The following is a 23,965-nucleotide window of genomic DNA, read 5'->3' as shown; positions in this document are numbered from 1 at the left end:
TATATGTAGGGTTTAGTGACCGTCAGGACACCGGATGCTTTTCAAAATGTGCCACTAATTTAGCTTCCAGCTCGTTAATATCCACAATATTGGTAATGACAACCAGCTGACTTTCCGGGATGTTAGCGCTGGCGGCAATGTCCTTCGCCATAACGAACAGATCGGCCTCGCCGGGAATGGCCGAGGACAAATCAGAGTGCTCAACGTCAGCCTGAATATTTAATTTTTTCAGCACTTTTTTAATGTTCATTTCGACCATAAAGCTGCTGCCTAAACCGGAACCGCAAATTGCCATGATTTTCATTTTATTCACCTGTGTTTTTAAAAGTTTGTAGGTTCACGCATCAGAATTTTTTCTGATGTCATTACTGGTCACTACTTCCGTGATGAATTAACGTCATTCCATTAATGATGAGCTCAGGGTCAGAATTTCGCGATGACATCCTGAATGGTTTTAATATCTGCTGCCTGATGTATTTTCTGCATCTCTTCATCGCTGGAGAATAACTCCGCCAGTTCAGAAATTAACTCGATATGACTGTGTTTATCTGGTGCCGATAACATCACCACCGTATACACCGGGTCATTATCTTCGGAATTAAATTTCACGCCGTGTGGCAACGTGAGCAGCGACAGTCCTAATCCTTTCGCGCCCTCTTCCGGCCGGGCATGTGGCATCGCAATCCCCGGAGCCAGAACGAAGTACGGGCCCAACTTTTCCCTCTGGGCAAAAATCGCCGTCAGGTAGTCAGGCGTGATAGTGCCATCTTTCAACAGTGGTTCAGCGCTGACTTCCACTGCCTGCCGCCAGTCCGTGATATCTGTTCTGATCTGAATCCTGTCAGACGTCAGCCAATCATTCAGCATAGGTAGGGCTCCGGTTTATTTTTAAGAGCTGGCGTGCCGAATTCTCCGAGACCACACCAACGCCCTGACTCTACTCACCGGTAGCGTTAACATCTGTGATACATCTCACAAAGATAGCGCTACCAAACTTCTATCATTGGGAACTGTGATAGCGCTATCAAAAATAGTCACCTTCCGGTATCGCCTGACCGCAGTTCGCACAAATAACGGTATACTTTGTCGGGAAATCACCGATAATTTACCCAATTCTGCCGCAGAACCTTCGGGTATCACCCTGCTGCGGCTTGCTTTTTTCGCTATACCTGCGGGTATAGGAGTCAGGATTGTGAATGTCCATTAACAAGAAAAGACGCAGTACCGGGAGGGTAACGCTGGCTGATGTGGCGCAGCTGGCGGGCGTGGGTAGCATGACCGTCTCCCGCGCATTGCGCACGCCTGAACAAGTCTCCGATAAGCTGCGTGAAAAGATCGAAGAAGCTGTCAGCCAGTTGGGTTATTTGCCCAACCAGGCAGCCAGTTCACTGGCCTCCGCCTCTTCTTATACCATCGCAATGATCGTACCGAGCCTCTCAGAACCGGGCTGTGCCGAGATGTTCGCTGGCCTGCAAAAAGTGCTGCAACCCGCCGGTTATCAGATAATGCTGGCTGAATCCCAGCACCGTATTGAGCGCGAAGAAAAGCTGCTGGAAACGCTGCTGTCATACAATTTGGCTGCGGCGATTTTGCTCTCCGTCGAGCACTCCGCTAACGTGCGGCAGTGGCTGGACAATCTGACGATTCCGGTTCTGGAAATCGGTGCTCTGACCGATTCTCCCATTGATATGAACATCGGCATTGATTATGTCGAAGCGATGTTTCAGCTCACGCAGACCGTGGTCGCAAAGGGATACCAGAACATCGGCATGCTGTGCGCCAATCAGGAGCAGTGGATTTTCCAGCAACATTTGCAGGGATGGCGCAAAGCGATGCTGAAAGCGCATATGTCCCCGCATCGGGTGATCAACGCCGCCGAGCCCGCGAGCTTCTCTACCGGTGCTCAGCAGTTGCCGGAGTTTCTGTTGGCGTGGCCTGAGATCGACGCGCTGGTGTGCGTTTCCGACGATCTGGCATGCGGTGCGCTGTATGAATGCCAGCGCAGGCGTATCAAGGTGCCGGACAGTCTGGCGGTCGTCGGTTTTGGCAATGCCGACGTGAGCAAAGTCTGTCAGCCACCGCTGACCACCATTGCTATTCCTCATAAAGAAATTGGCACGCGCGCGGCGCAGGCATTGCTGGCAAGAATTCATGATGAAGAGTGGGAAGAGGTGACGATCGCCTCGTCATTGTGTAAGCGGGACAGCTGTTAAGGCGCGGGCTTAAAAGCAGCGGACGACGTGATATCGCCCGCTTTTATCAGATTATCAGACAGAAGGACTCTGATTTTTTCCCACATCATCCACATCGGCTGTTTCAGCGTCTTGCGTTTCAGCAACCGGTGCAGCCGTTTCGCGGGTTAACGGCTTGCCGTGTTCTTTCTCATTATTGCGAGTCATCCACAGCGAGAGCGCTTTCAGAGAATCCGGCGTGAATTCGTCGCAGCGCGCGGTGATTTCTTCCGGCGTCATCCAGCGCACCGAATCAATCTCTTCTTCCTGAAGCGCGAACGGGCCGTGCGATACACAGCTGAACAGCGCGCCCCACACGCGGCATTTGTTCTCTTCCTCGAAGTAGAACTGGCCGTGTTCGGCAAAAGGCACACCGGCAATTCCTAACTCTTCTTCCGCTTCACGGCGAGCTGAATCAAGAATGTTTTCGCCGCTTTGCACCACCCCACCCGCCGTTGCATCAAGCCAGCCAGGATAGAAGTCTTTGGTTTCTGTACGGCGCTGAACCAAAATATTGCCCATTCCGTCATGAACCACAATGTAGCTGGCACGGTGACGCAGGACCTGAGCACGCATTTGTTGTCGGCTGGCCTGGGCAATGACCTCGTTGTCTTCGTTGACGATATCAACCCATTCTTCCGTACTGATGTTTTGCTCTTGTTCTGACATCCGCTGAAACCTTCTGTTTTAAGCGCTGGTCTGTGCGCAATGGGTCTGTGCGCAGTAATTGGTGCAGCACGTCGACAATGTCCGGAGATTCTATCTGGGTCTGCCACATGGCTTCAATAGCAATGGATGCGTTGGTGACAGGTAAACGTTATGTCACCCCACAAACTTCGCCATAAGACAACTCCGACAAAGGTCTGACGCAGGCCGGTATTCATCAGCGTTATGATACCCTACTCAATCACTTTAAAAACGTGTGATTGACGATTCCACATTGGCGTATCTCGTCCCGCAGCTCCCACAGAGTGATTAACATAACGCAGGAGGCAATATGATTGATCTTTATTACGCACCCACCCCGAACGGCCACAAAATTACCCTCTTTTTGGAAGAAGCCGGATTGCCCTACCGCCTTCACCGAATTGATATCAGCGCAGGCGACCAGTTTAAACCCGAGTTTCTCGCCATCTCGCCTAACAATAAAATCCCGGCCATTGTCGACAGCCTGCCGGTAGACAACGGCGCACCCATAGGCGTATTTGAATCTGGTGCAATCTTGCAGTATCTGGCGGAAAAAACGGGCAAATTCCTCAGTAAAGAACTGCGCGAACGCACAACCACGCTGGAGTGGTTAACATGGCAGGTGGCCGGACTGGGTCCGATGCTCGGACAGAATCATCACTTCACCCATTACGCCCCGCAGCCAGTCCCCTACGCCATCGAGCGTTTTCAGCAGGAAACCAAACGTCTGTATGGCGTGCTCAATACCCAACTGACCAAAAACGCCTATATCGCCGGAGACACTTATAGTATTGCAGATATTGCGACCTACCCGTGGATTGTGGCGCATGAGCGACAGCGCATTGATCTGGCGGAATATCCGGCGGTTCGCAACTGGTTCGAGCGCGTCAAAGCCCGACCGGCGACGCAAAAAGCCTACGCACTGGCCGATACCACCCGCATCAATAATCGATAACCGCTCTGTCCCCGGTGTCTGCCGGGGGTTCTCCTTTTAAAAATCCCGCTTTAAATAATTTCCACTAATTGTGCTCCATATCGCGCGTTAAACGCGGCGACTCAACTATGATTACAGACAGTTCATTCGCGTATTCAGACAGTTAAGGAACCTGATATGAAAATCCTGATAACGGGCGCTACCGGGCTCATTGGTCGCAGGCTCACGGAGAGACTTGTTGAGCAATCTCATCAGATTACCGCCCTCACCCGTGCTCCCGAACGCGCTGCAAAAATACTGGGTTCACAGGTTCAGCTCTGGGAAACGCTGGACGGCAAAACGTCGCTGGACGGTTTCGATGCGGTGATCAATCTCGCAGGCGAGCCGATTGCCGATAAGCGCTGGACGAAAGAATACAAAGCCAAACTTTGCGAAAGCCGCTGGCAGTTAACCGAAAAACTGGCCCAGCTCATCAACGCCAGTCAGACACCACCATCAGTCTTTATTTCAGGTTCGGCAGTGGGTTATTACGGCGATCAGGGGCAGGCGTTAGTCCCGGAAGATGAACCCCCTAATAAGCAGTTTACCTGGCAGCTTTGCGCCCGCTGGGAAGCGCTGGCGCTGACGGCAGAAAGCCCGCGCACCCGCGTGTGTCTGCTGCGAACGGGCATCGTACTGGCGGCCAAAGGCGGGGCGCTGGCGAAAATCGTTCTGCCTTTCCGCGCCGGTCTTGGCGGACCGATCGGTGATGGTCAGCAATACATGCCGTGGATCCATATCGACGACATGGTCAGCGGCATCATTTTCCTGCTGATGCATGAAACCCTCACGGGTCCGTTCAACATGGTCTCGCCATATCCGGCGCGTAATGAACAGTTCAGCGCCCTGCTCGGTGAAGTCCTGCACCGCCCGGCGTTTATGCGGGCTCCTGCGGGCGTAGTACGGTTGCTGATGGGAGAATCATCAGTACTGGTACTGGGCGGCCAGCGGGCAGTCCCGAAACGGCTGGAAGCAGCCGGGTTTATGTATCAGCATCAGGAACTGAAGGGGGCGCTGGAGGATTTACTGGGGTGATGAACTGGCGCTTTTTCAAAACGGATCGATCGGCACCCTCCCCTGCGAAGGGGAGAGCTGGAGTGGGGGATTAAGATCAAATCAAAAAAGCTGAAGTGTGCTTTGACAAATTTATCGCCAGCCATACCGCCTCTCAGCCTCCCCCTTCGCAGGGGGAGGAGCAAAGCGTTTCGTTTTATACATTTAAATTCAGCAAGTTAGAGCGATGAGAAACCGGAATTTCCTCGATCTCACCCTACTCCTTCACATCCACCTGATAAAACACATGTTTACCAAACGGGTCAATCTCATACCCGCTCACTTCTTTGCGAACCGGTTCGAAAATCGTCGAGTGCGCAATCATCACCGCAGGGGCCTGATCGTGCATCATCTGCTGCGCCTGCTCGTAAAGCGCGACGCGTTTGGCGTGGTCGGTGGTTTCTTTGGCTTCAGTGATCAACTGGTCAAACGGTGCGTAACACCACTTCGCTGAGTTAGAACCGCCCTTCGCGGCGTTGCAGGTAAACAACGGGCCAAAGAAGTTGTCTGGATCGCCGTTGGCGGTGGTCCAGCCCATCAGCGCGGCCATGTGCTCGCCATTGCGGATGCGGGTCTGATACTCGCCCCACTCATAGCTGACGATGTGTGCTTTCACGCCAATCTTCGCCCAGTCAGACTGAATCATCTCCGCCATACGACGGGCATTCGGGTTGTAAGGACGCTGTACCGGCATCGCCCACAGATCGATGTCGAAACCGTCTGGCATGCCAGCTTCTGCCAGTAAAGCTTTGGCTTTCTCCGGTGAATAATCGTAATCCGTCACCTTGTCGTTGTAACCCCAGACACCGGTCGGCAACAGCGTTTTCGCCGCGGTGCCGGTGCCGCGGAATACCGCCTCGATGATTTGCGGCTTGTTGATCGCCATGCTCAGTGCCTGACGCACTTTCACGTTATTCAGCGGTGGCTTTTGGGTGTTGAAGGACAGGAAACCGGTATTCAGGCCCGATTTGCTCATCAGATTGATATCTTTATTGGCGCGCATACGGTCGAGATCTGCCGGATTTGGGAACGGCATCACCTGGCACTCATTTTTTTCCAGTTTTGCGAGACGCATCGAGGCATCCGGGGTAATGGTGTACACCAGACGATCAATTTTAGATTTACCCTGCCAGTATTCCGGGAAGGCTTTGTACAGCAAGCGCGTGTCTTTCTGGTACTGAACCAGCTCGAACGGACCGGTGCCTACCGGGTTCAGGTCGAGCTTTTCCGGTGTACCGGCTTTCAGCATCTGATCGGCATATTCTGCCGAGAGGATGGACGCAAAATACCAGGCCAGATCGGCGACGAACGGCGCTTCCGGGCGAGTCAGATTGAAACGCACCGTGTAGTCATCAACCTTATCAATGCTGCCAATCAAATCGCCCATCTTCAGGCTGTCGAAGTTCAGGTAGGTGCCGCCGGAAACTTTATGGTACGGGTTATTTTCGTCTTTCTGGCGCATGAACGAGAAGATCACGTCGTCTGCGTTGAAATCACGTGTAGGTTTGAACAGCTTGCTGCTCTGGAATTTCACGCCCTTGCGCAGGTGGAAGGTATAGGTTTTACCGTCCGGGCTGACGTCCCAGCTTTCCGCCAGACTCGGCACCAGCTCAGTTGTGCCGGTTTTGAAATCGACCAGACGGTTATAAATCGGCACCGCACTGGCATCAACCGACGTTCCCGAGGTGTAAAGTTGCGGATTGAATTGCTCCGGCGAACCTTCCGAACAATAAACCAGCGTTTTGGCGGAGACACCACCAGTGATTGCCAGAGCCAGTAACCCTGTGCTTATTTTGAGGATGTTGTGTTTCATTTTTTCCCTTTTCCCCTGTCCGGAGAATATTTAAAAGTTCTTCATCATGGAACCCAAAGCAAAAACAGATTAACATCTGAGTAACAACTAGTAATACTCTGTTATATATGAAAATCTTATAACAAGTAAACCCATTGGCGATCATTCAGAGGTCAAGATGTCGACAACTCTCGCAAAACAGCTTACCGAACGTTTCTACCGCTATCTCTCCGTGACGTCACAAAGTGACGCCAGTGTGAATACCTTACCGAGCACGCCAGGTCAGCACGACATGGCGCGTTTGCTGGCCGATGAGCTACATCAGCTCGGCTTAGAAAACATTCAGATTGATGAATATGCAACCGTCACAGCGGTGAAGCCGGGCACCAAACAGGGCGGCCCGCGCATTGGTTTCATTACGCATATTGATACCGTCGATGTGGGCCTGAGCCCGGATATTCATCCGCAAACGCTGCGTTTCACCGGCGACGATGTTTGCCTGAACAAAGAAAAAGACATCTGGCTGCGCCCTTCAGAACGCCCGGAAATTTTGCCCTATCAGGACGAGGAGATCATTTTCAGCGACGGCACCAGCGTGCTCGGTGCCGATAACAAAGCTGCCGTGACCGTGGTGATGACCGTACTTGAGAATCTCACGGCTGATCAGGCGTACGGCGATATCGTCGTAGCCTTCGTACCCGATGAGGAGATCGGCCTGCGCGGTGCAAAAGCGTTGGATCTCGCGCGGTTCGACGTGGATTTCGCTTACACCATCGACTGCTGCGAATTGGGTGAAGTGGTATATGAAAACTTTAATGCAGCGGCGGTGGAAATCGATTTTACCGGCGTGACGGCGCATCCTATGTCGGCCAAAGGCGTGCTGGTGAATCCGCTGCTGATGGCACAAGATTTTATCAGCCATTTCGATCGTGCAGAAACGCCGGAAAACACCGACGGTCGCGAAGGCTACGTCTGGTTCAACGGCATGAGCGCTTCGCAGCAGGGCGCACAGCTGAAAGCGTCGATCCGTGATTTCGACAGTGCCAGCTTCGCGGCGCGTAAACAGAAAATTCAGGATGTGGCGAAGACCATTGCCGCTCAGTATCCGACGGCCAAAGTCTCGGTGGATATCAGCGATACCTACAGCAATATCAGCAGTGCGATCGGCGAAGATCGCCGGGCGATTGATCTGATTTTTGCCGGGCTTAAAGAGATCGGCGTTGAGCCGAAAGTGATCCCGATGCGCGGCGGCACCGATGGCGCGGCGTTGTCAGCCAAAGGTCTGCTGACGCCGAACTACTTCACCGGTGCGCACAATTTCCACTCAAAGTACGAGTTTCTGCCCGTCAATTCGTTTGTGAAATCCTACGAACTGACCGTGCAGCTGTGCCTGCTGGCCGCGAAAGGTTAACGATTTTAAGCTCCTCCCCTGCAAAGGGAGGAGCTTTTATTACTTCAGCGCACCCGACAAAAACTGTTGCAGACGCGTGCTTTTCGGATTGCTGAACACTTCGGCAGGATTGCCCTGCTCTTCGATCACACCCTTATGCAGGAAAATCACGTGATTTGACACATGACGGGCAAATTCCATTTCGTGGGTGACCACAACCATGGTTTTCCCCTCTTCCGCCAGCTTCTGCATAATGCGCAGCACTTCACCAACCAGCTCCGGGTCGAGCGCGGAGGTCGGTTCATCGAATAACAGCACTTCGGGCTCCATCGCCAGCGCACGGGCAATAGAGACACGCTGCTGCTGGCCACCGGACAAGTTCACCGGATATTTGCCCTGCGCACGCGCGTCGATCCCGACTTTGTCGAGATACTTCACGGCACGTTCGCGCGCTTCCGCTTTGCTCAGCCCCAGCACCTGCACCGGCGCTTCCATGACGTTTTCCAGCACCGTCATATGGCTCCACAAGTTGAAATGCTGAAACACCATTGTCAGTTTGGTGCGTAACAGTTGCAGCTGCTTCTTATCGAAAACTTTCAGCTGGCCGTCGGTGTCGCGCACCATACGGATGTCCTGATTATTGACGCTGATCGAGCCTTCGCTTGGCTTTTCGAGAAAGTTAATACAGCGCAAAAAGGTACTTTTACCGGAGCCTGATGACCCGATAATGCTGATCACATCCCCGGCATTCGCCGTAAGCGACACGCCTTTCAGCACTTCATGGTCGCCGTAGCGCTTGTGTAAATCGAGAACAGCTAATTTGTTTTCTGACATAACGTTTCCCGCAATGGTGTCGATAGTTGGCTTTTTTTAATGAGCGGACTGAGGCTTAACGTGCGCCAGCCAGCGTTTTTCCGCCTTGCGGAACAGACCAATCAGAACAAAAGAAACACAAAGATAAATCACCGCCGCGATACCGAAGGCGTAAAACGGCTGATAGGTCGCCGAGTTAATATCACGGGCAATCTTCAGCACATCCGGCACGGTGGCGGTGAAGGCCAGCGCGGTGGAGTGCAGCATCAGGATAACTTCGTTACTGTACGCAGGCAGCGCCGTGCGCAGCGCAGAAGGCAAAATAATGCAGGTATAGAGTTTGAAGCGCGAAAATCCGTAGGCGTTCGCTGCTTCGATTTCGCCGTGCGGCACCGAACGGATGGCACCGGCGAAAATCTCCGTGGTATACGCGCAGGTGTTGAGCGTTAGCGCCAGGATCGTACAGTTCAGACCACTGCGAAAGAACGCGTTCAGAAAATCCGTTCCACGCACGATTTCCAGGCTGTACATCCCGGAATAAAACACCAGCAGTTGAACGTACAGCGGCGTGCCGCGAAAAATGTAGGTGTATAACCAGATCGGATAGCGGATAAATTTATTGGAAGAAACACGGCCCACCGCCATCGGTACGGCCAGCAATCCACCAATGACGACGGAGCTAATCAGCAGCCACAGGGTGACAGCCAGACCGGTAAACCGGTAGCCATCGCTATAGAGCAGCGACCAGCCATATTGTTGAAGAATGTCGATCATAGCTCAGCCCTCTTCACACCCAGCGAATAGCGGCGTTCAAGCCATAACAACACGCCGTTCGACAGCGTGGTAAAGATCAGATAAACCACACCCGCGACAATCGCAAAGTAAAACGGCTGATATGTACCCTTGCCTGCCAGCTGAGTGGCTTTGACCACATCATTAAGACCGAGCAATGACACCAGCGCGGTGGCTTTCAAAATCACTTGCCAGTTGTTGCCGATACCGGGCAGCGCAAAACGCATCATGGCCGGAAAAAGAATACGACGGAAAATTTGTGAGCCGGAGAAACCAAAGGCGGTCGCCGCTTCGATTTGTCCACGAGGTACGGCCATAAACGCCCCACGGAATGTCTCGGTGAAATAGGCACCGTAGATAAAGCCGAGCGTAATGATACCGGCACTCATCGGGTCGATATCAATTTGGGTCAATCCCAGGGATTCCGTTACGCTATTGAGCGCAATCTGCAAGCCGTAAAAAATCAATAACATCAATACCAGATCAGGTACGCCGCGGATAAGCGTGGTGTAACAACCAAAGAAACCAGAGATAACCCGGCTTTTTGACAGTTTCCCACCCGCTCCGATGAGCCCTATCACCAGTGCTAAAACCACTGACGAAATCGCCAGTTCCAGAGTCACCAATGTGCCCTGGATGATTACCTGGGAATACCCATACAGCATGGTTTTTTCCTGTCTCAGTGGATCCCGCCGCAGGCCAGACAGGGCCCACGTCAGAACCTCAGGGAGCGGCGCACCGCCCCCTGCGGCACATCACACAGCGGGCAATTAGCCGCCGTATACGTCAAAGTCGAAGTATTTCTTCGCCAGTTTGTCGTAAGTCCCGTCTTTACGCATGCTATCAAACGCTTTGTTCAGCGCAGCTTTCAGGTCGGTGTCGGTCTTGCGCAGACCCATGCCGGTACCGACGCCGAAGAATTTATCGTCTTTCACGGAAGGGCCTGCAAACGCGTAATCTTTACCCGCAGATTGTTTCAGGAAGCCTTCGCTGCCTGCGACTTCATCCTGGAATGCAGCGTCGAGACGGCCAGATGCCAGATCCGCATAAATCAGATCCTGGTTCTGGTAAGCCACCACATTGATGCCTTTTGGCTGCCACATTGCATTGGCATACGCTTCCTGAGTGGAACCCTGTAATACGCCGACGTTTTTGCCTTTCAGCGCGTCCAGTTCAGGCAACACTTTTGAGCCTTTTGGCGCGATCAGACGGGCGTTGGCGGCGTACAGTTTCTCAGTGAAATCAATTTCCTGCTGACGCTTTTCAGTGATCGACAGTGAGGAAATAATCGCATCAATTTTTTTGGCTTTCAGGGAAGGGATCAGCGCATCGAAATCACTTTCAACATACGTACATTTGATGGCCGCACGCTTACACATTTCGTTAGCGAGATCGATATCAAAACCGACCAGCTTACCGCTGGAGTCTTTTGATTCAAATGGGGCGTAAGTCGGATCGGTGCCGATATTAATTGCTTTAGGCGCAGCAGCAAATGCACTGCCTGCACTGGCTAAGACCAGAACCAGCGGAAGAACCTTGAACAACTTTTTCATACATTAGCCTCAGTGATTATTCATCTGTTGTGGTTGTGTGTGCGTGAATGAACGTCTTTTTATAGTTTGCTGAACGATGCAAATGGCTTTTTTGCCAGATTCTCTCATGCACTTTTCGTGCCGTTTCTCTGCAAGGGCAATTTCCCTGGAAAGAGAGTGAAAACCGGTCAAAAAAACATCAGGAAGTTGAAAGTATTCAGAGGTCTGTAGAAAGGATAGCGTAAGGGTCGTTTAACAATGCACCGTAATGAATCAATTTGTGATCACCGTTGGTGCAATGTTAGTAAAATGCTAGAAATAGGTGCGTAACAGAGAGGGAATACTCAGTGGCTGCCCTGCCATCGAACAAATAAGTCCTGGGGCAGCTCAATATCAAACTGGTCTATGACACGGTTAACGGTTTGATTGATGATATCGTCCACCGATTCAGGGCGATGATAGAACGCCGGTACCGGCGGCATGATAATTGCGCCGAGCTCCGCAGCCTGCGTCATCAGGCGCAGATGCCCGAGATGCAGCGGAGTTTCGCGCACGCACAGCACCAGACGGCGGCTTTCTTTAAGCACCACGTCGGCGGCGCGCGTCAGTAGACCGTCGGTGTAACTGTTCACAATGCCGGACAACGTTTTAATCGAACAAGGTAAAATCACCATGCCGGTGGTTTTGAATGAGCCGGAAGAGATACTGGCAGCGATATCGCGGGAATCATGCACCACATCCGCCAGTGCCTGAACGTCGCGCAGCGTCAGATCGGTTTCCAGGGTCAACGTTTGCCGTGCAGCATTGCTCATGACCAGATGGGTTTCAATATCGGGCACGTTTTGCAGCACCTGCAATAACCGGACACCATAAATTGCGCCACTGGCGCCTGAAATGCCGACAATAAGTCGTTTCATGAAAATGCCTTAGAAAAATGTTACCTGACCCGATGCTGCTAATACTGACATAAATTCAGGCATAAAAAAACGCGCCCGCCCGGCTGTTCACCGGAGGGGCGCGTTTAAGCGGATGTCAGCAACCGGCTAATCAGCCTTCGTTGTGCATCTCAAGATTTTCGGCTTCCTGCTGGCCACGTAACGCCTGAGCGTCGTCGTTGCGCAGAGCTTCGAGATATTCCAGGTAATTCTGGTCAACGTCTTTGGTGACGTAAATACCGTCAAATACGGAACACTCAAATTTCTCGATATCGCTGTTATCTTCTTTCACTGCGGCGATCAGATCGCTGAGATCCTGGAAGATTAACGCATCCGCACCGATGATCTGATTGATTTCACTGACTTCACGACCGTGCGCAATCAGCTCATTCGCGCTTGGCATATCAATACCGTACACGTTCGGGAAACGAATTTCCGGTGCGGCAGAAGCCAGATATACGCGTCTCGCGCCCGCTTCACGCGCCATCTCAACGATCTGCTGAGAAGTAGTACCGCGCACGATGGAGTCATCGACCAGCAATACGTTCTTATCACGGAACTCAGCGCGGTTAGCGTTCAGTTTGCGACGCACCGATTTACGACGTTCCTGCTGACCCGGCATGATAAACGTACGCCCCACGTAGCGGTTTTTCACAAAACCCTGACGGTACGGTTTATTCAGAATACGCGCGATTTCAAGCGCGATATCGCAGGAGGTTTCCGGGATCGGGATCACCACGTCGATATCCAGATCTTCCCATTCACGGGCAATTTTCGCGCCCAGCTTTTCACCCATGCGAACACGGGCGCTGTAAACGGAAATTTTGTCGATGAATGAGTCAGGACGTGCAAAATACACGTACTCGAACAGGCATGGATTGTACTGCGGATTCTCAGCACACATGCGGGTGAACAGCTGGCCTTTTTCGGTAATGTACACCGCTTCGCCCGGCGCTACGTCGCGCAGGAACTCAAAGCCCAGCGTGTCTAACGCGACGCTCTCAGACGCCACCATGTACTCGTTACGGTCGCCTTCCAGCGTACGCTTGCCGATAACCAGCGGGCGGATGCCGTGCGGGTCGCGGAACGCCAGCATACCGTGGCCGATGATCATCGCCACGCAGGCATACGCACCGCGGATTTTCAGATTCACCGCCGAGACGGCAGCGAAAATGTTGTCAGCTTCCAGCGGATAATGCTGGAAACGATCCAGCTCGCTGGCCAGGATATTCAGCAGAACTTCAGAATCGGAAGTCGTGTTGACGTGGCGACGCTGGCCTTCGAACAGGTTACTTCTCAGTTCATGGGCATTGGTCAGGTTACCGTTATGGGCCAGGGTGATGCCGAACGGAGAGTTGACATAAAAGGGTTGAGCTTCTGAAGCGCTGGAACTGCCAGCCGTTGGGTAGCGAACATGGCCAATGCCCATGTTGCCTTGCAAGCGAAGCATATGGCGGGCTTCGAACACATCCTTCACCAGGCCATTCGCTTTCCGTAAACGGAAGTTATTATTGGCGTCAATGGTGACGATGCCTGCGGCATCCTGCCCACGGTGTTGTAACACCGTTAACGCGTCATAAATCGACTGGTTTACCGGCATGAAACCGGCGATACCGACAATACCGCACATGTTGTCTTTTCCTCTTCAGCGCTGCCAAAACTAAAGATGTTTTGGCAAGAAACTCGACGTGCTCTGCAGGTAGTCAAAGAACCACCTGATGATATAACTGAACTGTGGGATCAACTGAGATTGTTTCCAGTCTTCACTTTGTGAGAAGCCGGTAAAGGTATCCAGGAAGAACAGCATCGCGGAGACAATCAACACACCGCGCAGTGCACCGAAGCACACACCTAACACCCTGTCAGTGCCGGACAACCCGGTTCTTTCCACCAGCGAACCAATCACATAGTTGACAATTGCACCTACGATCAACGTCGCGATGAACAAGATGGCAATTGCGATCCCGTTTCGAACTAACTCATCTTCGAAACGCGTGAAGTAGATGGCGAGGTAAGGGTAATAATGGCTGGCAACGAAGAAGGCGCAAGCCCAGGTTACCAACGATAAAGCCTCACGAACAAAGCCACGAATCAAACTGACTAAGGCAGAAAATCCGATAACCGCAATGATGACGTAATCAATCCAGACCATTAACTATTCCAGTGTCTAATCCAGTCACGTCTACCCCGGCATCCAAATCGCTGCGAATTCTAACAGAAAAAGAAAACGTTTGCGTAGGGGAAATCTGCCGGTCAGACAAATTAATAATAGCGATTAAAAAAACCTCAATCGCAGCATAAACCTATAAAAATTCAGCGAACCTATTCTATAGAAAAAGGGCACAAATCGCTTGTGCCCTCATACTGATTAAATGATGGATTTTCGCCCCTCACCCTGTGAAGGGCGAGGAAATTTAATCAGTGCGCACTGTAGGCACGCACCTGCCCACCTAATCCACTGAGCTGCTGCAACTGCGGCAGCGACGCTTCCAGTTTTTGCTTCGACGCATCCGGGCCGACGTAAAGCCGCGTGATTTGCCCCTGTACCGGTGTGGAAGGTACCGTGAAAGCACGGAACCCTGACAACCGCAGATTCGCGACGATCTCGTTGGCTTTGGCAGCATTTTTCAATGCTCCCAGTTGCACGACGTAAGACTGCCCCGCTGGCGCTTTTTCTTCCGGCGCGGGCTTCGGCTGTTCGACCGCTTTTGGCTGCTCAACAGGTTTAGGCTGTTCGACTGGCTTCGGCTGTTCAACCGGTTTCTGTTTAGCCACCGGCGGCGCTTCGACCATTGGTTTGGGTTCGATGGTCTTCGGTTTTTGCACCACCGGTTTTTGTTCAACCGGTTTCTGCTTCGCTGTTTCGGTGCGCGTTGGTGACACTGCCTTCTTCTGCTCTGGCAACGTTGTGGACGGCGGCGTTTCCACCGTCGTATTGCCTGGTGCGACCGCACCGCGATTGGCAGCCGTAGTATTGTTCGCGGAATGGTCCTCTTCAGGCGCGCCACTCATTGCCTGATTGGCACCTTCCGGCGCCTGCGCTGGCAGTGACTGCGTCACCGGTGGCACCGAGTCCTGTTCTTCAACATCACCCGCTTTTGGCACCAATGGGATAGACGCAAATTCGTCTTCGTAATGTTTTTTCTTGCCGTCGAGTAAACCGGGCAAAATGATAACGCCCAGCGCCACCAAAATGACCGTCCCGACCAGACGATTTTGAAACTTACTTGCCACTGGTTTTCCCCGTATCTAAAGCATCCATTACGTGAGCGACGGTATGAAACGAACCGCAGACGATCACAATATCCTGAGGAGCCGCCTCCTGCATAGCCTGTTTCCAGGCTGATCCGACATCCGCAAACTCACGCGCCGAAGGCAGGTGCGCCGTCAGCTCTTTTGCGCTGGCACCGCGCGGGCCTTCGAGTGGTGCGCAATACCAGACATCGACCTGAGGCGACAGATATGCCAGCGTACCGGCAATATCTTTATCTGACAACATGCCAACCACCGCACGCACTTTCCCATCCTGACGCGGCAACTGCGCCAGACGTCCGGCCAGATAAGCGGCCGCATGAGGATTGTGCGCAACGTCGAGGATCAGGCGTGGCGATTCGCTCACCGTCTGGAAACGCCCCGGCAGTGCGGCACGCTGAAGGCCGGTACGGATGGCGTCAGCAGGAATAGCCAGCAGCGAATAATGCAATGCAGCCAGCGCCGTGGCGGCATTCGCCAGTGGAACGTTCGGCAGCGGCAGATTCTCCAGCGCACCGGTTTCTGCGCCGTGGTCCAGCGCCGTCCAGCGCCAGCTTTCATCACTGGCGGTGAAATGCCAGTTCGTATCACGACGGTACAAATCAGACTGTTTTTCCTGCGCGACGTCGGCAATCGACTGCGGCATATCCGGCTCACCGACGACTGCAGGTTTGCCCGCACGGAAAATACCGGCCTTTTCGCGACCAATACTTTCGCGGTCGGAGCCCAGCCAGTCGGTGTGATCCAACGCAATGCTGGTAACAACCGATACGGCGGCATCCACGATATTCGTGGCATCCAGGCGCCCGCCCAGCCCCACTTCAAGAATAACCACGTCCAGCTTCGCCTGCTTAAACAGATGCAACGCGGACAAGGTGCTGTATTCGAAATAGGTCAGTGAAATATCACCGCGTCCGGCTTCCAGCAGCGCGAAAGACTCACAGTGCGCCACTTCCGGCAACTCTTCGCCCTGAATGCGCACGCGCTCGGTGTAGCGCACCAGATGGGGAGAACTGTAGACGCCGACGCGATAACCGGCGGCCATCAGAATGGATTCAAGCGTGGCGCAGGTGGTGCCTTTGCCATTGGTGCCTGCAACGGTAAAGACCAGAGGCGCAGGCGTCAGCAAATCGAGTTTGGCAGCAACCGCGCTGACCCGTGTAAGGCCCAGCTCAATCGCCTGAGAATGGAGGTGTTCGAGATAATAAAGCCACGTGGCTAAAGGCGACGTGGCTTGAGGGATATGTTGATTTTGCATGAGCCCGTTCAACCTGTTCAGGTTTGCTTCGACACGGCATCACCAGACTGAGACAGCAGGCAATGCCCTCTTTGTCAGATACCACTAACAGAGTAAAAGCACGGCCTGCCAGTCCTGAGCGATAACAGCTTGAGGCGACAGTTTGGGCGGCACAACGATGAGTGGCCGCCCTGAACAACTGACCGGCTTTTACTCTGATCGATCAGGCATCCTGATGATTGTCAGCGGCAGAACCGTCGACAGCAGCCGGAACCTCGGCCACTTTTGGCTCCGGTTGCCCGGTCAGTTTCGCCAGAACGCTGCCTAATTTAGCACGCAGATCTGGACGACGGACGATCATATCAATCGCGCCTTTTTCGATCAGGAACTCACTGCGCTGGAAACCAGCAGGCAGTTTTTCACGCACGGTTTGCTCGATAACACGCGGGCCGGCAAAACCAATCAGGGCTTTTGGCTCAGCCACGTTGATATCACCCAGCATCGCGAGGCTGGCAGAAACACCGCCCATGGTCGGGTCAGTCAGTACAGAAATGTACGGCAAGCCGCGCTCCTGTAACTTCGCCAACGCCGCACTGGTTTTCGCCATCTGCATCAGCGACATCAGCGCTTCCTGCATACGTGCGCCGCCACTGGCTGAGAAACACACCAGCGGGCAGTTATCTTCCATTGCCTGTTCAACGGCACGCACGAAACGTGCGCCCACCACAGAGGCCATAGAACCGCCCATGAAAGCAAACTCAAACGACGCGACCACGATCGGCATACCAAACAGCGTGCCTTTCATGACCACCATGGCGTCTTTTTCGTTGGTTTCTTTCTGCGCAGCCACCAGACGATCTTTATATTTTTTGGAATCTTTAAACTTCAGAACATCTTTAGGCTCAAGCTCGCTACCTAATTCAACCTCACTGCCCTCGTCCATGAAAGAGGACAGACGCATACGCGCAGACAGTCGCATATGGTGGTCACACTTAGGGCAAACCATGAGGTTGCGCTCGAGCTCGGCGCGGTAAAGTACCTGCCCGCAGCTGTCACATTTAGTCCAGACGCCCTCAGGAATGCTTGCCTTACGGGTTTGCGAGTCAGTGCTCTTACTAAGAATTCGTTCAATCCAGCTCATCGATAACCTTTCTGTTTGAACCCGGCCGAAGCCAGTCCGCTGTTCATGCTGTAACAAGTCCCCTGAAACCTACCCAAAAACGTCTGCGTGCAGGGTGATAAAAAATCTCACACGCCGCATCACAGAAGGGTTGTTCGCAGGAACAGACCATAAATTGTCGCTCATTAAACCATAACAGCCAGAGACTGTGGATAAAAAACTGGTGAGTCTGCGGGTTTAATGACCGTCAATATCCTGTTAATTCATAAAAATCGTCACGGGATTAACCCTGATGACGTTTCTCTTTCGCTGCCGCACGTTTGTGCCGCCAGATTTCAATCACACCCGGCAGGACCGAAACCACGATGATGCCGACGATCAGTAATTTCAGATTTTCCTGAACAATCGGGAGATCGCCGAACAGGTAGCCTGCGTAAGTAAACAGTAGCACCCAAATTAATGCACCAATCACGTTATAGGCGGCGAAATGGCGATAAGACATATGCCCCATGCCCGCAACGAACGGCGCAAATGTCCGGACGATCGGCACGAAGCGCGCAAGAATAATCGTTTTGCCGCCATGTTTCTCGTAAAACTTATGCGTCTTGTCTAAATAACTGCGACGGAAAATCTTCGAATTCGGGTTGCTGAACAAGCGCTCTCCGAAGACCCGCCCGATGGTGTAGTTCACGGCGTCTCCCACAATGGCAGCAATTGCCATCAGAAACACCATCAGATGCACATTAAGATCGTTGGTCGGCAGCGCGGCCAGCGCCCCTGCGACGAACAGTAACGAATCCCCTGGCAGGAATGGTGTCACTACCAGCCCGGTTTCACAGAACAGGATCAGGAACAAAATTCCGTAAACCCAGGCGCCATACTGCGCAACCAGTTCCGCCAAATGCACGTCAATATGTAGAATAAAATCGATCACAAACTGGATGAAACCCATTTGATTTTCCGTCCTTTCTTACATCTTCAGAGGTTCTTAATCTTCTAAGAACAGCGGCCCCATATTGACCTGAGGTAATGCAAATTTATCGGGGTAATCCACAGAGACCAGATACAGACCTTCGGCTTTACCGGTCGCCGCCGCCAGATTGCGATCTTTCGCCGCCAGCAGTTCGGCCATCCAGTTCACCGGCTGATTCCCCGCACCAATTTCCACCAGACTACCAACGATGTTACGCACCATATGATGCACAAACGCGTTGGCCTTGATATCCACCACAACATAATTGCCGTGACGGGTGACATTCAGATGCATCATGTAACGCCACGGCGTGCGCGACTGGCACTGCGACGCGCGAAACGAGGTGAAATCGTTCTCGCCCAGCAATGCCTGACCGGCCAGCTGCATTTTTTCCACATCCAGCGGCATATGAACGTGCGTCACGCCGGTATGCAAAATCGCCGAACGGTAGCGATGATTGTAAATGACGTAGCGATAACGGCGGGCAGTGGCACTGAAACGCGCGTGGAAATCTTCCCCGACGTTCGCACACCAGCGCACGGCAATATCTTTCGGCAGATGGGTATTCACCCCCATCGTCCAGGCCGCGTCATTACGCATCACCGGCGTATCGAAATGCACCACCTGACCGGTAGCGCTGACGCCTGCATCGGTACGCCCGGCGCAGAACACCACGATGGGTGTATCTGCCACACGGCTCAGCGATTTCTCCAGACACTCCTGAACGCTGGCCGCCCCCTGCTGACGTTGCCAGCCGTAATAGGCGCTGCCGTTGTATTCAATACCTAACGCAATGCGCCCCACGGCGGGAGCAGCACTGACGTCAGCAAAAACCTCGTCGGACATAATCAGTACCAGTACTCATTAATCAGTTTTTCTGCGGTTTCCACCGCCATCAGGGCACCGCCAAAACGCACGTTATCCGCCACTGACCAGAACTGCAATAACTCAGGCACGCCGTAATCGTTACGCAGACAGCCGATGCTCAGATTGGCGTTGCCGGAAGCATCGCTCACCTGCGTCGGGAAATCGTCTTCGTCGCTCAGGGAAATGTCGTCGATACGTTCGAGTTCAGTACGCGCTTCTTCCGCAGACAGCGGGCGCAAACCTTCCAGATGCACAACCTGCGCGTGGCCGTAGAACACCGGCGACTGCACGCAGCTGACCGAAATCGGCAGGCCATCGTCCTGCAACACTTTACGCACCTGATCCACCAGACGACGTTCCTGTAACACGCTGCCCTCTTCGTCGCTCACCAGCGGCAACAGGTTGAACGCCAGCTGCTTGCTAAACATTCCGCCCTCTTCTGCCGGAATGCCGTTCAGCAGGCGCGCACTTTGCCCGGCTAAATCATCCACCGCCACTTTACCCAGCGCGGAAACGGACAGCAGTGAGGTGACATGCAGACGCGACAAACCGGCCTGTTCGGTCAGCGGTTTGATGGCGGTCAGCAGCTGACTGGTCAGGCTGTCAGCGACAGCGACGATATTGCGGTTGCGATAATGAGACAACGCATCAGGATTCACGCCCGGTACCACCAGAGGAATATCGTGCTCCAGCGAGAACAGACCGCTGCTGTCGATCACCAGGCAGCCCTGATTAGCGGCTTCTTCGGCATACAGTGCAGAGGCTTCGCTGCCCGCCACAAAGAACGCCAGCTGAACCTGCGACCAGTCAAATTCGGACGCCAGCTGTACGCGCAGGCTTTTGCCATTAAAACGCACGGTCTGGCCGGCGCTGCGCTCACTCGCCAGCGGGAAGAGCTCACCAACCGGGAACTGACGCTCGGCCAGTAAATCCAGTAACGCATCACCGACTGCGCCCGTTGCGCCAAGCAGCGCAATATTCCAGCCATCAGACATGTTGGTTTTCTCCAGAAATAAAAGTGCAAAATACAAAGGGGCGATGAATGATCACCGCCCTGTTTTCGAAATCGTTATCACATCACTGTATGCGTAAAAGCTTAAGGGCGCGTTAAGGCTCAGAACATCACGCTGTTAAAGCCCAGCTTTTTCAGCACATCCGCGGTTGCAGGTTCGTCACAGACCACCCGCAATGATGACCATTCGCGACGCTCTTCATAGAACTTACGCAGCTTATCAAATTCACCGGGTTTTCCGGCGACACGGCGTAAAGGCCGGTCATCGCGGCGCACATCATACACTAAGTGAATAAGTCGCAGCAGTTTGGCTTCACTCAGCGCACCGCGCAGCGTCACTTCGGCAAATTCAGGCGCAGGCAACAGCGATTCCAGCGGCACGGTTTGCGGCTGACCAATAAACTGGCTGAATGCCTCAAACACCTGCGTGGTGCCGCGCGCTTTGCCTTCCAGGCTGTAGCCCGCGATATGCGCGGTGCCAATGGCTACTTTATCGAGCAGCGCCAGTGACAAATCAGGCTCCGGCTCCCAGACATCCAGCACAGCGGTGAGTTTTTTGCTGCCGTTCAGCGCGTCGAGCAACGCGGCGTTATCCACCACTTCGCCACGACAGGCATTGATCAAAATACGGTCAGCAGGCAGTCGCGCCAGCAAATCAGCATCCACCAGATGATGTGTGGCATAAGGGCCTGACATATTCAGCGGCGTGTGGAACGTCAGAATATCGGCCTCGGCGACCAGTTTTTCCAGCGGCCAGAATTCATCTTCATCGCCGCGATCGGCTCGCGGTGGATCGCATAACAGCGTACGGATACCCAGTGCTTCAAGGCGGGCATTGAGTCGCGAACCGACGTTACCGACGCCGATAATGCCCACGGTTTTGTCACGCAACCGGAAGCCATCGCGCTGGGCAATAATCAGCAGGGAGGAGAAAACGTACTCAACCACGGCAATGGCATTGCAGCCCGGCGCGGCGGAAAAGCCGATACCCTGCGTCGCCAGCCACGCGTCATCCACATGGTCAGTGCCCGCCGTGGCTGTACCGACAAATTTCACCGGTTTTCCCGTCAGTAAACTTTCGTTCACCTTGGTCACAGAACGCACCATCAGCGCATCGGCGTCATTCAGGGCGTCTTGCGGGATCGGACGGCCGGGAACGGATTGTACCGTGCCCAGCCGGCTGAACAGTTCGACGGCGTAAGGCATATTTTCATCAACCAGGATTTTCACGTTTGTCTCCGGCAGCATGGCCTAAGAAAGAATAGAAAATAAAGAAGAGTGGGATTTTGCCACGTTCACCGCGCCGATCCCAACTTTCAGGGCACAACTTTACCTGTCGTTACGAAAACGCTGCGGCGTGGTGCCGGAAATCTGCTGGAACATGGTGATAAACGCCGACGACGAGCTGTACCCCACTTCGTGCGCAACGTCCTGCACATTTTTGCCCTGCTCGAGCAGCGAGATGGCGTGTAAAAAACGCAGCCGCTGACGCCATTCGGCAAAGCCCATGCCCAGTTCCTGCTGGCATCGTCGCGATAGCGTACGCTCGGTGGTGTAAATTTTCGCTGCCCACTGGGCCAGCGGGGTGCTGTCCGCCGGATTCTTTTCCAGTCCGGTCAGCACCTGCGACAACAGCTTATCTTCCGAGGTCGGGAGGTAAGTATTCTGACGCGGTGCCAGACTGATTTGATCGAGCAATACGCGACACATGCGCAGATCAGCCTCGGTTTCCGGCTCAGTCAGCTTGCGCGAAAAACAATCGTCGGCGATGGCATTGAAAATCCCCGTCGGCGTAAGCAGGCACGGCGCAGCAGGCAGGTTTTGATCCATTTGTGGCGCGATATCAATTGCGCAAAACCGCGTGGTTTTACGGTTATAACTTGAATGCTCGGTGCCCGCCGGCAACCAGACGGCAAACTCACGCGGCGCCAGATAACGCTGCCCGGCAACCAGCATGGCAAGAACGCCGGACTTCACGCAGATAATCTGGCTCCACGGATGAGAATGCCGAACATATTCGGAATTCCCTTCAATAATTTCACCACGAAATAACAGCGTCGTCGGGGGTTTTTCCGGTAACGGCGGATAATAGCGCGGGAGAGATGATGTCCGGCGAGTCGGCATAAAAACCTTTTGTCTGTGACTGCACAGGTTGTCTGAATTACAGGAAGAATTGTCTGATTATCGTTATATATAAAAAATAAGACAATCGTACACTTGCGGAACGATTTACTTAGGGATGATTTGCAATGAATGTACTTTTTCCGCTGCTGGCCGTTTTGATTTGGTCGCTCAATGCTGTTGTCAGCAAGGTGTCCGCGACCGCCATTGATCCCGCAGCGATCTCTTTCTACCGCTGGCTGCTGGCCTTACTGGCGCTGACCCCGTTTATTTTGCCGGGCGTACTGCGCAATCTGCAGGCTGTGAAGCAATACTGGTGGAAACTGCTGATCCTCGGCCTGCTGGGCATGGTCTTGTATCAGAGTCTGGCCTATTACGCCGCGCACAGCGTCAGCGCGCTGTTTATGGGGATCCTGAACTCACTGATCCCGCTGCTCACAGTGGTGATAAGCCTGTTCCTGCTAAGCGTGGTACCGACCGTTGGTATCGCGCTGGGCTGTGTGATTTCATTCGCCGGGCTGGTGTGGCTGGTCAGCGCTGGCGATCCTGCGCAACTGCTGCAACACGGGATTGGCAAAGGCGAGCTGATGATGTTTGCGGCGTCGGCGTCCTATGCGTTATATGGCGTACTGACCAAGCGCTGGGCGATTCCGCTGCCTAACTGGCAGTCGCTGTACGTGCAGATCATTTTTGGTGTGCTGCTGCTGCTGCCAAACTTCCTGCTGGCGAGCGACGTTAGCCTGACCGTGCACAATATTCCGCTGGTGCTGTTCGCGGGGATCCCGGCGTCGATCATTGCGCCGTTTTTATGGATCCAGGGTGTTATCCGCCTCGGTGCTAACAAAGCGTCTATTTTTATGAACCTGTCGCCGATTTTCACCGCTATTATTGCGGTGCTTTTCCTGCACGAACAGCTGCACAGCTACCACATCATTGGCGGTGGAATTACGCTGGCAGGGGTAGTCATCGCCCAACGTTTGCGTAAACCACTGTTTGGCAGCGTCACTTCAGCCCAACAAAAATAAGAGCAAATAAACCACTGTCCTCTTCGAAAATGGAGAGGACAGTGCCTCTTTTTTCGCTTTTACGCCCTGTCTGACGTTTTTAACGCCCGTTTTACTCAATAATATTCCTAAGAAAGTGGATCCGCCTGCCAATCACGGTGTCGATTAATAAACTTTGCAG

24 protein-coding genes are annotated in these 23,965 nt (G+C 53.3%); 5 read left to right on the top strand and 19 right to left on the bottom strand.

Annotated features, from left to right (window positions below):
* Nucleotides 1-22: 22 nt before the first annotated feature.
* Nucleotides 23-304 (bottom strand): PTS sugar transporter subunit IIB, encoded by a 282-nt coding sequence (locus ACMHLI_RS09750; RefSeq protein ID WP_413529287.1) that lies wholly within the window; start codon nucleotides 302-304, stop codon nucleotides 23-25.
* Between the two features lie 119 nt (nucleotides 305-423).
* Entirely contained in the window at nucleotides 424-867 is a 444-nt protein-coding gene (locus ACMHLI_RS09745) for a PTS sugar transporter subunit IIA (protein ID WP_112166883.1), read from the bottom strand.
* 329 nt (nucleotides 868-1,196) lie between these two features.
* Between ACMHLI_RS09745 and ACMHLI_RS09740 the strand changes: the two genes are divergently transcribed.
* Complete coding sequence (locus ACMHLI_RS09740) at nucleotides 1,197-2,213, top strand: LacI family DNA-binding transcriptional regulator (protein WP_413529286.1); 1,017 nt, start codon at nucleotides 1,197-1,199, stop codon at nucleotides 2,211-2,213.
* Nucleotides 2,214-2,267: 54 nt separating this feature from the next.
* On the opposite strand, the gene yfcD is transcribed toward ACMHLI_RS09740, so the two are convergent.
* Nucleotides 2,268-2,900: an NUDIX hydrolase YfcD gene (yfcD, locus tag ACMHLI_RS09735; RefSeq protein WP_413529285.1), complete on the bottom strand. Its 633-nt coding sequence runs from the start codon at nucleotides 2,898-2,900 to the stop codon at nucleotides 2,268-2,270.
* Between the two features lie 328 nt (nucleotides 2,901-3,228).
* Between yfcD and yfcG the strand changes: the two genes are divergently transcribed.
* Both yfcG and ACMHLI_RS09725 read left to right on the top strand, forming a co-directional pair.
* Nucleotides 3,229-3,873 (top strand): GSH-dependent disulfide bond oxidoreductase, encoded by a 645-nt coding sequence (gene yfcG / locus ACMHLI_RS09730; protein WP_413529284.1) that lies wholly within the window; start codon nucleotides 3,229-3,231, stop codon nucleotides 3,871-3,873.
* A gap of 156 nt (nucleotides 3,874-4,029) precedes the next feature.
* Nucleotides 4,030-4,926: a TIGR01777 family oxidoreductase gene (locus tag ACMHLI_RS09725; RefSeq protein ID WP_413529283.1), complete on the top strand. Its 897-nt coding sequence runs from the start codon at nucleotides 4,030-4,032 to the stop codon at nucleotides 4,924-4,926.
* A gap of 235 nt (nucleotides 4,927-5,161) precedes the next feature.
* On the opposite strand, the gene ACMHLI_RS09720 is transcribed toward ACMHLI_RS09725, so the two are convergent.
* Complete coding sequence (locus ACMHLI_RS09720) at nucleotides 5,162-6,757, bottom strand: ABC transporter substrate-binding protein (protein WP_413529282.1); 1,596 nt, start codon at nucleotides 6,755-6,757, stop codon at nucleotides 5,162-5,164.
* Nucleotides 6,758-6,914: 157 nt separating this feature from the next.
* Between ACMHLI_RS09720 and pepT the strand changes: the two genes are divergently transcribed.
* Nucleotides 6,915-8,147: a peptidase T gene (gene pepT / locus ACMHLI_RS09715; protein ID WP_413529281.1), complete on the top strand. Its 1,233-nt coding sequence runs from the start codon at nucleotides 6,915-6,917 to the stop codon at nucleotides 8,145-8,147.
* A gap of 39 nt (nucleotides 8,148-8,186) precedes the next feature.
* On the opposite strand, the gene hisP is transcribed toward pepT, so the two are convergent.
* The 15 genes from hisP to ACMHLI_RS09640 form a co-directional block, all read right to left on the bottom strand.
* A complete protein-coding gene (gene hisP / locus ACMHLI_RS09710; protein WP_413529280.1) occupies nucleotides 8,187-8,960 on the bottom strand; it encodes a histidine ABC transporter ATP-binding protein HisP in 774 nt (257 codons plus the stop codon).
* A 36-nt stretch (nucleotides 8,961-8,996) separates the two neighbouring features.
* Nucleotides 8,997-9,713: an ABC transporter permease gene (locus ACMHLI_RS09705; RefSeq protein WP_112166869.1), complete on the bottom strand. Its 717-nt coding sequence runs from the start codon at nucleotides 9,711-9,713 to the stop codon at nucleotides 8,997-8,999.
* Nucleotides 9,710-10,396: a histidine ABC transporter permease HisQ gene (locus ACMHLI_RS09700; protein WP_112166868.1), complete on the bottom strand. Its 687-nt coding sequence runs from the start codon at nucleotides 10,394-10,396 to the stop codon at nucleotides 9,710-9,712. The genes ACMHLI_RS09705 and ACMHLI_RS09700 overlap by 4 nt, the downstream gene beginning before the upstream one ends.
* A gap of 105 nt (nucleotides 10,397-10,501) precedes the next feature.
* Entirely contained in the window at nucleotides 10,502-11,284 is a 783-nt protein-coding gene (argT, locus tag ACMHLI_RS09695) for a lysine/arginine/ornithine ABC transporter substrate-binding protein ArgT (RefSeq protein WP_112166866.1), read from the bottom strand.
* A 323-nt stretch (nucleotides 11,285-11,607) separates the two neighbouring features.
* Nucleotides 11,608-12,180 (bottom strand): UbiX family flavin prenyltransferase, encoded by a 573-nt coding sequence (locus tag ACMHLI_RS09690; RefSeq protein WP_413529279.1) that lies wholly within the window; start codon nucleotides 12,178-12,180, stop codon nucleotides 11,608-11,610.
* A 130-nt stretch (nucleotides 12,181-12,310) separates the two neighbouring features.
* On the bottom strand, nucleotides 12,311-13,828 hold the full coding sequence (gene purF, locus ACMHLI_RS09685) for an amidophosphoribosyltransferase (protein ID WP_413529278.1): 1,518 nt from the start codon (nucleotides 13,826-13,828) through the stop codon (nucleotides 12,311-12,313).
* A gap of 30 nt (nucleotides 13,829-13,858) precedes the next feature.
* The gene (gene cvpA, locus ACMHLI_RS09680) at nucleotides 13,859-14,350 is read right to left on the bottom strand and encodes a colicin V production protein (protein WP_034791821.1); all 492 of its coding nucleotides are present in this window, start codon (nucleotides 14,348-14,350) and stop codon (nucleotides 13,859-13,861) included.
* 266 nt (nucleotides 14,351-14,616) lie between these two features.
* Entirely contained in the window at nucleotides 14,617-15,432 is an 816-nt protein-coding gene (gene dedD / locus ACMHLI_RS09675; RefSeq protein ID WP_413529277.1) for a cell division protein DedD, read from the bottom strand.
* On the bottom strand, nucleotides 15,422-16,708 hold the full coding sequence (gene folC, locus ACMHLI_RS09670) for a bifunctional tetrahydrofolate synthase/dihydrofolate synthase (protein ID WP_413529276.1): 1,287 nt from the start codon (nucleotides 16,706-16,708) through the stop codon (nucleotides 15,422-15,424). Before folC ends, dedD begins: the two co-directional genes overlap by 11 nt.
* A gap of 202 nt (nucleotides 16,709-16,910) precedes the next feature.
* Nucleotides 16,911-17,828, bottom strand: a complete 918-nt coding sequence (gene accD, locus ACMHLI_RS09665; RefSeq protein WP_413529275.1) for an acetyl-CoA carboxylase, carboxyltransferase subunit beta — start codon at nucleotides 17,826-17,828, stop codon at nucleotides 16,911-16,913.
* 262 nt (nucleotides 17,829-18,090) lie between these two features.
* Entirely contained in the window at nucleotides 18,091-18,759 is a 669-nt protein-coding gene (locus ACMHLI_RS09660; RefSeq protein WP_112166855.1) for a DedA family protein, read from the bottom strand.
* A gap of 36 nt (nucleotides 18,760-18,795) precedes the next feature.
* Nucleotides 18,796-19,626, bottom strand: a complete 831-nt coding sequence (gene truA, locus ACMHLI_RS09655) for a tRNA pseudouridine(38-40) synthase TruA (RefSeq protein WP_413529274.1) — start codon at nucleotides 19,624-19,626, stop codon at nucleotides 18,796-18,798.
* 2 nt (nucleotides 19,627-19,628) lie between these two features.
* A complete protein-coding gene (locus ACMHLI_RS09650) occupies nucleotides 19,629-20,642 on the bottom strand; it encodes an aspartate-semialdehyde dehydrogenase (RefSeq protein WP_413529273.1) in 1,014 nt (337 codons plus the stop codon).
* 119 nt (nucleotides 20,643-20,761) lie between these two features.
* Entirely contained in the window at nucleotides 20,762-21,889 is a 1,128-nt protein-coding gene (gene pdxB, locus ACMHLI_RS09645) for a 4-phosphoerythronate dehydrogenase PdxB (protein ID WP_413529272.1), read from the bottom strand.
* Nucleotides 21,890-21,988: 99 nt separating this feature from the next.
* The gene (locus ACMHLI_RS09640) at nucleotides 21,989-22,783 is read right to left on the bottom strand and encodes an AraC family transcriptional regulator (protein ID WP_413529271.1); all 795 of its coding nucleotides are present in this window, start codon (nucleotides 22,781-22,783) and stop codon (nucleotides 21,989-21,991) included.
* 125 nt (nucleotides 22,784-22,908) lie between these two features.
* Here ACMHLI_RS09640 and ACMHLI_RS09635 point away from each other — a divergent pair, with 125 nt between their 5' ends.
* Nucleotides 22,909-23,805: a DMT family transporter gene (locus ACMHLI_RS09635; RefSeq protein WP_413529270.1), complete on the top strand. Its 897-nt coding sequence runs from the start codon at nucleotides 22,909-22,911 to the stop codon at nucleotides 23,803-23,805.
* Nucleotides 23,806-23,965: the final 160 nt, after the last annotated feature.

This window comes from Rahnella inusitata (assembly GCF_965118895.1).
Classification (GTDB): Bacteria; Pseudomonadota; Gammaproteobacteria; order Enterobacterales; family Enterobacteriaceae; genus Rahnella; species Rahnella inusitata_A.
This window is presented reverse-complemented; position numbering and strand designations above follow the sequence as displayed.

Excerpts from the sequence above, each read along its gene's own strand:
- ACMHLI_RS09750 (WP_413529287.1), bottom strand. The coding sequence starts at position 304 with ATGAAAATCATGGCAATTTGCGGTTCCGGTTTAGGCAGCAGCTTTATG.
- ACMHLI_RS09745 (WP_112166883.1), bottom strand. The coding sequence starts at position 867 with ATGCTGAATGATTGGCTGACGTCTGACAGGATTCAGATCAGAACAGAT.
- ACMHLI_RS09740 (WP_413529286.1), top strand. The coding sequence starts at position 1,197 with ATGTCCATTAACAAGAAAAGACGCAGTACCGGGAGGGTAACGCTGGCT.
- yfcD (WP_413529285.1), bottom strand. The coding sequence starts at position 2,900 with ATGTCAGAACAAGAGCAAAACATCAGTACGGAAGAATGGGTTGATATC.
- yfcG (WP_413529284.1), top strand. The coding sequence starts at position 3,229 with ATGATTGATCTTTATTACGCACCCACCCCGAACGGCCACAAAATTACC.
- ACMHLI_RS09725 (WP_413529283.1), top strand. The coding sequence starts at position 4,030 with ATGAAAATCCTGATAACGGGCGCTACCGGGCTCATTGGTCGCAGGCTC.
- ACMHLI_RS09720 (WP_413529282.1), bottom strand. The coding sequence starts at position 6,757 with ATGAAACACAACATCCTCAAAATAAGCACAGGGTTACTGGCTCTGGCA.
- pepT (WP_413529281.1), top strand. The coding sequence starts at position 6,915 with ATGTCGACAACTCTCGCAAAACAGCTTACCGAACGTTTCTACCGCTAT.
- hisP (WP_413529280.1), bottom strand. The coding sequence starts at position 8,960 with ATGTCAGAAAACAAATTAGCTGTTCTCGATTTACACAAGCGCTACGGC.
- ACMHLI_RS09705 (WP_112166869.1), bottom strand. The coding sequence starts at position 9,713 with ATGATCGACATTCTTCAACAATATGGCTGGTCGCTGCTCTATAGCGAT.
- ACMHLI_RS09700 (WP_112166868.1), bottom strand. The coding sequence starts at position 10,396 with ATGCTGTATGGGTATTCCCAGGTAATCATCCAGGGCACATTGGTGACT.
- argT (WP_112166866.1), bottom strand. The coding sequence starts at position 11,284 with ATGAAAAAGTTGTTCAAGGTTCTTCCGCTGGTTCTGGTCTTAGCCAGT.
- ACMHLI_RS09690 (WP_413529279.1), bottom strand. The coding sequence starts at position 12,180 with ATGAAACGACTTATTGTCGGCATTTCAGGCGCCAGTGGCGCAATTTAT.
- purF (WP_413529278.1), bottom strand. The coding sequence starts at position 13,828 with ATGTGCGGTATTGTCGGTATCGCCGGTTTCATGCCGGTAAACCAGTCG.
- cvpA (WP_034791821.1), bottom strand. The coding sequence starts at position 14,350 with ATGGTCTGGATTGATTACGTCATCATTGCGGTTATCGGATTTTCTGCC.
- folC (WP_413529276.1), bottom strand. The coding sequence starts at position 16,708 with ATGCAAAATCAACATATCCCTCAAGCCACGTCGCCTTTAGCCACGTGG.
- accD (WP_413529275.1), bottom strand. The coding sequence starts at position 17,828 with ATGAGCTGGATTGAACGAATTCTTAGTAAGAGCACTGACTCGCAAACC.
- ACMHLI_RS09660 (WP_112166855.1), bottom strand. The coding sequence starts at position 18,759 with ATGGGTTTCATCCAGTTTGTGATCGATTTTATTCTACATATTGACGTG.
- truA (WP_413529274.1), bottom strand. The coding sequence starts at position 19,626 with ATGTCCGACGAGGTTTTTGCTGACGTCAGTGCTGCTCCCGCCGTGGGG.
- ACMHLI_RS09650 (WP_413529273.1), bottom strand. The coding sequence starts at position 20,642 with ATGTCTGATGGCTGGAATATTGCGCTGCTTGGCGCAACGGGCGCAGTC.
- ACMHLI_RS09640 (WP_413529271.1), bottom strand. The coding sequence starts at position 22,783 with ATGCCGACTCGCCGGACATCATCTCTCCCGCGCTATTATCCGCCGTTA.
- ACMHLI_RS09635 (WP_413529270.1), top strand. The coding sequence starts at position 22,909 with ATGAATGTACTTTTTCCGCTGCTGGCCGTTTTGATTTGGTCGCTCAAT.